9 protein-coding genes and 1 pseudogene are annotated in these 9212 nt (G+C 58.3%); 7 read left to right on the plus strand and 3 right to left on the minus strand.

Going from position 1 to position 9212, the window contains the following annotated elements:
• The 4 genes from PHF15_RS16185 to PHF15_RS16200 form a co-directional block, all read left to right on the plus strand.
• Nucleotides 1-1039: CoA transferase (locus PHF15_RS16185; RefSeq protein WP_300122785.1), on the plus strand; the 1039-nt coding region annotated here is incomplete at its 5' end.
• Between the two features lie 13 nt (nt 1040-1052).
• Nucleotides 1053-1463 carry a cupin domain-containing protein gene (locus PHF15_RS16190; protein ID WP_300122787.1) on the plus strand — a complete coding sequence of 137 codons (411 nt, stop codon included), beginning with the start codon at nt 1053-1055 and terminating at the stop codon, nt 1461-1463.
• The gene (locus PHF15_RS16195) at nt 1460-2623 is read left to right on the plus strand and encodes an acyl-CoA dehydrogenase family protein (RefSeq protein WP_300122789.1); all 1164 of its coding nucleotides are present in this window, start codon (nt 1460-1462) and stop codon (nt 2621-2623) included. Before PHF15_RS16190 ends, PHF15_RS16195 begins: the two co-directional genes overlap by 4 nt.
• Nucleotides 2624-2643: 20 nt before the next feature.
• A complete protein-coding gene (locus PHF15_RS16200) occupies nt 2644-3438 on the plus strand; it encodes an enoyl-CoA hydratase/isomerase family protein (protein ID WP_300122790.1) in 795 nt (264 codons plus the stop codon).
• Nucleotides 3439-3566: 128 nt separating this feature from the next.
• Here PHF15_RS16200 and PHF15_RS16205 read toward each other — a convergent pair whose 3' ends face one another.
• Nucleotides 3567-4160, minus strand: coding sequence for a hypothetical protein (locus PHF15_RS16205; RefSeq protein WP_300122791.1), 594 nt, complete (start codon nt 4158-4160; stop codon nt 3567-3569).
• A gap of 144 nt (nt 4161-4304) precedes the next feature.
• Here PHF15_RS16205 and PHF15_RS16210 point away from each other — a divergent pair, with 144 nt between their 5' ends.
• Nucleotides 4305-5972 carry an MFS transporter gene (locus tag PHF15_RS16210; protein ID WP_300122793.1) on the plus strand — a complete coding sequence of 556 codons (1668 nt, stop codon included), beginning with the start codon at nt 4305-4307 and terminating at the stop codon, nt 5970-5972.
• Between the two features lie 116 nt (nt 5973-6088).
• A pseudogene (locus PHF15_RS16215) lies at nt 6089-6340 on the plus strand (transposase); the annotation flags it as partial.
• Nucleotides 6341-6537: 197 nt separating this feature from the next.
• Here the strand turns inward: PHF15_RS16215 and PHF15_RS16220 are convergent.
• Nucleotides 6538-7860 carry a branched-chain amino acid ABC transporter substrate-binding protein gene (locus PHF15_RS16220; protein WP_300122795.1) on the minus strand — a complete coding sequence of 441 codons (1323 nt, stop codon included), beginning with the start codon at nt 7858-7860 and terminating at the stop codon, nt 6538-6540.
• On the opposite strand from PHF15_RS16220, the gene PHF15_RS16225 reads away from it, so the two are divergent.
• On the plus strand, nt 7859-8011 hold the full coding sequence (locus PHF15_RS16225) for a hypothetical protein (protein ID WP_300122797.1): 153 nt from the start codon (nt 7859-7861) through the stop codon (nt 8009-8011). The genes PHF15_RS16220 and PHF15_RS16225 overlap by 2 nt on opposite strands.
• A 53-nt stretch (nt 8012-8064) precedes the next feature.
• On the opposite strand, the gene PHF15_RS16230 is transcribed toward PHF15_RS16225, so the two are convergent.
• A partial coding sequence (locus tag PHF15_RS16230) for an electron transfer flavoprotein-ubiquinone oxidoreductase (protein WP_300122799.1) occupies nt 8065-9212 on the minus strand: 1148 nt, incomplete at its 5' end.

Raw genomic sequence — 9212 nt, forward strand, 5'->3', positions numbered from 1 at the left:
ACACATATTCTTGCATGCCAACGCAGGTAAGAGAAGCATTGTCTTGAACCTTAAGCATGCTGAAGGTCGGGAGGTGGCCTTGAAAATGGCAGAGGGATGCGACGTGTTTATCAGCAACGTACGACCACAGGCCTTGTCTAGGCTGGGACTGGACTATGAGGCTGTACGTCAGCGTAACCCACGCATCATTCATGTGAGCTGCTGTGGGTTTGATCAAGACGGTCCAGATGCGGCTCGGCCTGCGTACGACGACTTGATTCAGGGCGCAACAGGTGTTCCATGGCTGATGAAGCAATATGGCACGCCGGAGCCGGCATACGCCCCCACCACGCTGGCAGACCGCGTGACGGGGTTGCACACCGTCTACGCCGTCACGGCTGCACTGTATGCCCGAAGTCAGTCGGGTGAGGGCCAGTCCGTGGTGGTGCCGATGTTTGAAGCTATGGCTCAGTTCATCCTGGGTGATCACATGGCTGGACTGACCTTTGAGCCGCCGATTGGCAAGCCCGGATACGCACGGCTCCTGACGCCACACCGCAAGCCTTATGCCACCAGTGATGGCATGTTGTGTGTCCTGATCTATAACGACAAGCACTGGGGAAGCTTCTTTGAATCCATTGGCGAGTCGAATGGCCTGGGTCGCGATCCGCGCTTTGTTACCCACAGCGCGCGTGCGGCCAATATTGATGCCGTCTACGCGGAAGTAGCCCGCATCATGCGCACTCGCACCACAGCGCAATGGCGCACATTGCTCGATGATGCCGATGTACCAAACATGCCGATGAACAGTCCGGAAGATTTGCTTGTCAATCCACAACTGCGTACCACTGGGTTTGTGAGTGACACTGTTCATCCGAGCGAAGGACTGATGCACACACTCGCTCACCCTACGAAGTGGTCGGCCACGCCACCTGCGCGAAGCTTCTCGCCCGCTCCGCGGTTGGGCGAACACACCCGACAACTCTTGGAAGAAGCTGGCTACACCCCAGAAAGCATCAACACCCTGATCGAACACGGTGCATGCCGCACTGACGCCTGAAAGGACTGACAACATGCAACCGAGTTACCTGATTCGAACCGCAGATGTGCCCGCTTATCAGCCAGCCAATCACCATCACACAAGCAATCAACGACTAATTGGCCCCGAAACCGTTGGGGCCCGACAAATGGAGGTATTGCTCGGAACGCTGCATAAAGGAGGTGGGGCCTTGCCCCATGCCCACCCCGGCATTGAGCAGGCCTGCTACCTGCTGGAAGGAACTGCCCATGTCGAGGTGGCAGGTCAATCCTTTGATATGGCGCCAGGCGATACCTGTTTCTTTCCTGCTGACCAAATGCATGTCTTCACTGTCACCAGTGACACCGCAGTGAAGCTGCTCGTCATCTACAGCCCCCCATATGGCGAATCTCCCGACAAAGTGATTCGCCCCGACAACGCCATTTCGAACGGAGCTTCCCAGTGAACTTTGCACCGACCCCTGACCAGGAGCAAATCCGCGACGCCATTGAGCGTATCTGCGCGCCTTTCGATGCCGACTACTGGCTGCGCAAGGACCAGGAAGGCGGCTTTCCTAATGATTTTCACCGAGCGCTGGCTGATTCTGGCTGGCTGGGCATTGCCATGCCAGAAGCGTATGGTGGTGCAGGCTTGGGCATCAGTGAAGCGGCGCTCATGATGCACACGATTTCTGCGACAGGCGCTGGCTTGTCAGGCGCATCCGCGGTGCACATGAATATCTTCGGCCTGCATCCCGTCGTGGTGTTCGGAACAGATGAGCAAAAACAGCGCTGGTTGCCGCCGCTGATTGCGGGTACTGACGGGGCCTGCTTCGCGGTGACCGAGCCGAACACAGGGTTGAATACATTGAAGCTCAAGACGCTTGCGGTGCGTGACGGCGATCACTATGTCGTCCATGGGCAGAAGGTGTGGATCAGCACGGCCCGAGTGGCCAACAAGATGTTGTTGCTGGCGCGCACGACACCTATCGAAGAATGCAAGGGCGCGGAAGGCCTGAGCTTGTTTTACACCGATATGGATCGCAGCAAAGTTGAAGTCCGGGAAATTGAGAAATTGGGTCGCAAATGCGTGGATTCCAACCAGGTCTTCATTGACGGTCTGCGCATCCCCGTAGAAGATCGCGTCGGCGAGGAAGGCAAGGGCTTCAGCTACATCTTGCACGGGCTGAATCCAGAGCGCATCCTGATCGCGAGTGAAGCCGTGGGCTTGGGCCGTGCCGCACTGAAACGCGCCGCAGGCTACGCCAACGAGCGAGAAGTGTTTGGTCGTCCGATTGGCAAAAATCAAGGCATCCAACACCCTCTGGCCAAGTCCTGGATGGAACTTGAGGCCGCTGACTTGATGGTCCAGAAGGCAGCGTGGCTGTATGACCAGCATTTACCTTGCGCCGCCGAGGCAAACAGCGCGAAATATCTGGCAGCAGAAGCCTGCTACCACGCTTGCGAAAACGCCATCTTCACCCATGGCGGCATGGGCTACGCGAAAGAATATCACGTGGAGCGGTATCTGCGCGAGTCCTGGATTCCTCGCCTCGCACCGGTTAGCCCCCAGCTCATCTTGTGCTTCATCGCCGAAAAGGTGCTTGGCTTGCCCAAGTCTTACTGATTCAGGGAGACCCCGCGTCAATGAACTTTCAGAGCCTGGAATTGGAAATTCACGGCCAAGTGGCCACAGTATGGCTGAATCGACCTGCCGTTCGCAACGCCCTGGACGAGGTGCTCATATCAGAGATCACTCAGGCGATCAATCATCTGGAGCGGCACGATGGCGTTCGCGTCGTGGTTCTGGCGGGCAGAGGCAAAGTGTTTTGTGCAGGCGCTGATCTGAACTGGATGAAGCGAATGGCTGAATATAGCGCCGAGCAGAACCAGACCGACGCTATGGTACTAGCCACTATGCTGAAAACACTCAAGCAGGTGAGCAAGCCCACCATTGCCCGTGTCCACGGCGCTGCTTTTGCAGGAGGCATGGGACTGGCTGCAGCTTGTGATGTGGTGGTAGCAGAGCCTGCTGCCGCGTTTTGTCTTTCCGAAGTACGAATTGGTTTAATTCCGTCCACCATTTCCCCATACGTTATCCAGGCATTGGGCATCCAGGCGGCCAAGCGATACATGCTCACGGCAGAGCGCATCAGCGCAAAGGAAGCCTATCGACTGGGGTTTGTCCAAGAGTTGTGCGAAGACGGCTCGATAGACGCGGCGATTGCGCGGATCTCGCAAGCATTGATAGCCGGTGGTCCGATGGCTCTGGCTCAGACGAAGGCCTTGATGAAAACAGTGGTGAACCGTCCGTTGGATGACGAACTAATCAGCGAAACAGCAGGTCTGATAGCCAAAGTCAGGGCGTCTCGTGAGGGATGCGAAGGGATGGCGTCTTTCCTGCAAAAGCGCAGGCCAACTTGGATGGATTCTGCCCTTTGATGTGCACTGGTTGCGGGTTTCCCAGCTGGGCCGAATCTGTTTTTCCTCCTCTGAGAACGCCCATTTCTGGTCTTGCCGGTTGAGGTGCGTACCATCTCAATGTCTTTGGCGATTGAAATGGCTAATCTTCAAGGCAGGCAAGGCGGTGACAACATCGGCTTCAGTGGGCACAAGAAGATGAAGGGCGACAAGGTGGTCGCCTTGTGTGACTGCAACTGCAATGTGATCGCGCCGTCAACGAGTCGCCGATGATGCGCCAGGCGCTGCCACTGATTATGCAAATTGCGAAAACGGCGGGATTCTCCCTGAACAGAAGCATTGTCAGCCTGGATGCCCACCGGCGAAAAGTAGGGTAAATGCTGGTGTAGTGGATTTCGGGTTGTCCATCGCACCGATTTGCAATTGGCAGCGATTTCCATTGGCACCCCATGTAGAGCTGCTGCAAGATGTAGTTGAAAATCTTGTGCAACGTCAGTTTGACAGGTGGCCGGCGCCCACGCTGCAGGTGCGGCAAGACAAATGCCTCGAACTGCTGGAGACTCAAACTCGTTGGAATCCATTGCCAATGCTTGCTCTGCGCCATTTCGCCTGCCAAAGCGTGCGTATTTTGCCGCAATCGACCTGTTTCCCCAGAATCCAATGTTTATGCGGTCTTCCAACCAATTCGGATCTTCGAAAAACCCGCAACCACTTGAGAAACTAAACCACGATTTGAAACTCAAAAGCGCGACACTTGCTCAACATGGTTTGAGCCGGCAGCATCGCCAACTCGCAGGCAACTGATGGAACGGAAAATGCCTGCGCATATGGGGATAATGGCCTTAGCAATTTGGATGATCAATCACATCCGCATGACATAAGAACGTATGCCCGAATCCCATCCCGACCGCACACAAGCCGCAGGCATTCCTGACGCCGAGCTCTCGCCATTTGCGCCGTTTCGCTCGCCGGTGTTCCGCATGCTGTGGAGCACCTGGCTCATGGCCAATGTCTGCATGTGGATGAGCGATGTGGCCGCCGCGTGGATGATGGCCTCGCTGACCACCACGCCGCTATGGGTCGCGCTGGTGCAGACTGCTGCCAGCCTGCCGATGTTCCTGCTCGGGCTGCCCAGCGGCGCCTTCGCTGACATACTGGACCGCAAGCGCTATTTCCTGGCCACCCAGATCTGGGTGGCCCTGGTGGCGAGCCTGCTGGCCGCCACCATTTTTTTGGGCGCCCTCTCGCCATCGCTGCTGCTGATGCTGATCTTCGCCAATGGCATCGGGCTGGCCATGCGCTGGCCGGTGTTCTCGGCCATCGTGCCCGAACTCATACCGCGACCACAACTGCCGGCCGCGCTCGCGCTCAACGGCGTGTCCATGAACGTCTCGCGCATCGTGGGCCCGCTCGTGGCAGGCGCACTGATCGCCAGCGTCGGCAGTGCATGGGTCTTTCTTGTGAATGCGGTCCTGTCGCTGGTCGCCGCCATCGTCATCACCCGCTGGCGGCGTCACCACAAGCCGCACCCGCTGGGACGGGAGCGCCTGGTCAGCGCCATGCGCATCGGTTTGCAGTATGTGTCGCAGTCGTCCCATCTCAAGGGTGTGCTCGTGCGCATCTCGATATTCTTCTTCAGCTCGACGGCCCTGATCGCCTTGCTGCCGTTGGTCGCGCGTGGATTGTACGGGGGCAGCGCCGCCACCTTTACGCTCTTGCTGGCGTCGATGGGCGCCGGCGCCATCGTGGCCACGTTGTTCCTGCCGCGACTGCGCCGCAGTCTTTCGCGCGACGCGCTGCTGCTGTGCGGCGCCGCAGTGCAGTCCGCGTCGATGGCTGTCATCGTCCTCACACACTACACGCTGATCGCGGTCCCGGCTATGGTGTTCGCAGGCGCCGCCTGGATCACCACCGCCAACACGCTGAGCGTCTCGGCCCAGACGGGCCTGCCGGACTGGGTTCGCGCGCGTGGCATGTCCATGTACCAGATGGCCATCATGGGTGCCAGTGCAATAGGGGCTGCCGTCTGGGGTCAGGTCGCAACGCTCAGCAGCGTGCCGGTGAGCCTGGCCATGGCGGCGTTGACCGGTGTCTCGGCCATGGCGCTTGCCAATCGCCTGATGCCCGGACAGGGGATGGAGGAGGATCTCACGCCCTCGACCCAGTTCAAGGCGCCGCAGGCCGAGATCCCACCCGCGCAGGGTCACGTCATGGTGATGATCGAGTACCAGATCGATCCGGCGCGCGCGGCCGATTTCCGCAAATTGATGCAAGAAAGCCGACGCAGTCGCCTGCGCCACGGCGTCGTCTCCTGGGAACTGCTGCAAGACCTGGGTGAACCCGGGCGCTTCGTCGAGATGTTCGAGGACGAGTCATGGACCGATCATTTGCGCCGCTTCGACCGCGTGACCACCGCGGATGTTGCGCTGCGCGACCGCAAGCTGGCCTTTCACATCGGCGAATCTGCGCCCCTGGTCACGCGCAGCATCATGGAGACGACCGTGAAGGCGGACGACCGCGGTCGCAGCAGTAGCCTGAAGGCAGGTGACGGCTAACCAAGGGGTACCCCCTCAGGCCGGGCGTATCCTGTGCACCGCCATGCGACTGGCCACCCCCAAAGACCTGAACCACCTGCCAGATGAATTTCTTCAACAAGCCTGACAAATTCCGGCATCGCAGCCGGCTGGTCCGGGACTATCGGGACAGCCTGAACGGACACATTCAAATTGCGTTTTTGCCGCCCTACGCACCAGACATGAACCTGGTCGAATACTTGTGGGCTTGGCTCAAGCGCCATGCCATGGCCAACTACTGTCCCAACAACCTCAGCGAGTTGCACACGACCGCACGCAACAAACTTCAAAGCGCACAAAAGCGTCCATCAATCATTGCCGCTTGCTGCATGCAGGCTACGCCGTGCTGATGTCATGAATTATGGAAACTTCAATAGAAATGGAATAAGCCGCGCCAATGCTGGGCTTCAGGACTTTTACCTCGAACGCGGAGCAGTTGACGACGTTGACCTGAAACCCGGACCAACATTGGGCTTCAGCCGTTTTCGTTCAAATTTCCAACTGCTGTTTTTGGGTTGATTCGGTATCAACGAGCGGGGATCAAGCGTCATGACGCCGGACGCAGCATCTTGCAGCTTGTAGGTTGCTCAGCCCGAGCGGCTGGAATTGTGTGGATGACACGAAAGCCATAGCGCGATCCTTCCACGTCAAACTTCACACCGGGTGACCCCATGCGGTCCATGACACCCACGACCAACGGCTGCTGGAATTGGTGGTCGGATGCGCGCATGGACCCGGTTTGCGAATAGAAAGCCAAATTCGCCTTTTCCAGCTCCTTCGCGACTGCTACCAGGTCCAGGACCGCGTCAGGATTGCGGTGTGAGACGGAATGTTCAATAGACTGAGCTAAGGCCTCAACCATCAATTGCATTCGCATATGCACATAATCTTCTGATGGCTTGGGGTACCTGGCCCGAAAGGACCGGTAAAAGGCCTCACTTTCGGAGCCCGGTACATTGGGCAGCCATTCAGCCACAGCAATCACTTTGCCCACGCCGGCTTCGCCAATGCCGGCCGGCGCACCCATTGCATTGCCGTAAAAAGTATAGAACTTGCCTTCAAAGCCAACTTCCCGCGCAGCCTTCACCAACAGCGTCAAGTCGTTGCCCCAGTCGCCGGTGATGATCGCCTGCGCAGCGCTGGCCTTGATCTTGATGGCGTAGGGTAAGAAGTCCTTGATGCGACCCATCGGGTGCAACTCGGCTCCCGCAATCACCACGTCCGGTCGCTGGAGCGTTAGCTGGCGACGGGCTTCACGAAGCACGGCCTGACCAAAACTGTAGTCCTGCCCGATAAGGTAGACGCGCTTGATGGCCTTGTCATCCTTCATAACCTCCATCAAAGCCGCCATGCGCATGTCCGCATGCGCATCGAAGCGGAAATGCCAGAAACTACACTTTTCATTGGTCAGGATGGGATCGACTGCCGAATAATTCAGAAACAGCAGGTGCTTCGCCGGCTCGCGCTCGTTGTGCTTGTTGATCGCATCCAACAACGCGGCAGCATTTGCCGAAGAATTGCCCTGCATGATGAACTGCGCCCCGTCATCAATGGCTGAGCGCAACGCTGAGAGTGCCTCATCATTCTGCCCTTTGCTGTCATAACGTAGCAGCGTCAAAGGACGCGTCGTCCCTGGGCCAAACTTCACGCCCCCACGGGCATTGACGCGCTCCACGGCCAAAACCAGGTTGCGAAATACGGCCTCGCCGGTATTCGCAAAAGGGCCGCTCAAGCCTTCAATCATTGCGATCTTGATGGATGGATTGCTTTGCGGAGTTGGGTTCTGGGCATGGCTGCTAAGGGTCAACGCGGCGTTCAAGGTCAACGCTACAGCCGCGACTTTCCAGAGTCTGATTCGAGAACTGAACATGCAACTTCCTACTTTATATATGACGCGTTATTTGAAGACAAAATCGTTCTTACTGTCGTATCCGCAAGCCGTGGCGCTGCGCGTTTACGCCTATCAAATCAAAATCCCCGCAGCAAGCTGCGGGGTATGGAACATCCAAAAACCAACCTGAGGGGATCGCCCCAAGGGGCGGGGAATTTACCCGCCGTGATTCAATACCATCGCTTACATGCCCGCGTAGTTCGGCCCGCCGCCGCCCTCGGGCGTGACCCAGACGATGTTTTGCGTCGGGTCCTTGATGTCGCAGGTCTTGCAGTGCACGCAATTGGCCGCGTTGATCTGCAGTTGGTCGATGTTGTCCGAGTCCTTGATGAACTCGTAGACGCCGGCGGGGCAGTAGCGTGCCTCGGGACCGGCGTATTTTGCCAGGTTGATCGACACCGGCACGCTGGCATCCTTGAGCGTCAAGTGCGCCGGCTGATTCTCTTCATGGTTGACGTTGCTGATGAAGACGCTCGAGAGGCGGTCGAAGGTCAGCTTGCCGTCGGGCTTCGGATACTCGATCGGTTCGCACTCTGCAGCCGGCTTCAGGTAGGCGTAGTCGGGCTTGTCGCGATGGATCGTCCACGGCATGTTGCCGCCCAGGCCGAACTGCTCGAAGCCGTTCATCACGGTGCCGATGCGCAGCCCGTACTTGAACCAGGCCTTGAAGTTGCGCGACTTGTTGAGCTCGGTGTAGACCCAGCTGGCCTCGAAGGCTTCCGGGTAGGCGCTGAGTTCGTCATGCGCGCGTCCGGCGGTCACTGCATCGTAAGCGGCTTCGGCCGCCAGCATGCCGGTCTTGATCGCGGTGTGCGTGCCCTTGATGCGGCTCACATTGAGGAAGCCCGCTTCGCAGCCGATCAGCGCGCCGCCCGGGAACACGGTCTTGGGCAGCGACATCAGGCCACCGGCGGTGATGGCGCGCGCGCCATAGGCCAGGCGCTTGGCCGGTTTGAGGCCCTTGTCCTCGCCTTCGAGGTAGTAGCGGATGTTCGGATGCGTCTTCCAGCGCTGGAATTCCTCGAATGGGCTCAGGTAGGCGTTGCTGTAGTTCAGGCCGGTGATGAAACCGAGCGCGATCTTGTTGTCTTCCATGTGGTACAGGAAGGAGCCGCCATAGGTGCTGTTGTCCATCGGCCAGCCGGCCGTGTGCACCACCAGGCCCGGCTCATGGCGCGCCGGATCGACTTCCCACAGTTCCTTGATGCCGATGCCGTAGCTTTGCGGGTCGCAGCCTTCGTCAAGCTTGTATTTGTCGATGAGCTGGCGGCCGAGGTGGCCGCGCGAACCTTCGGAAAAGATCGTGTACGTTGCCAGCAACTCCATGCCGA

The sequence above is a fragment of the Rhodoferax sp. genome (genome assembly GCF_028689295.1).
In the GTDB taxonomy this organism is placed as follows: Bacteria; Pseudomonadota; Gammaproteobacteria; order Burkholderiales; family Burkholderiaceae_C; genus Rhodoferax.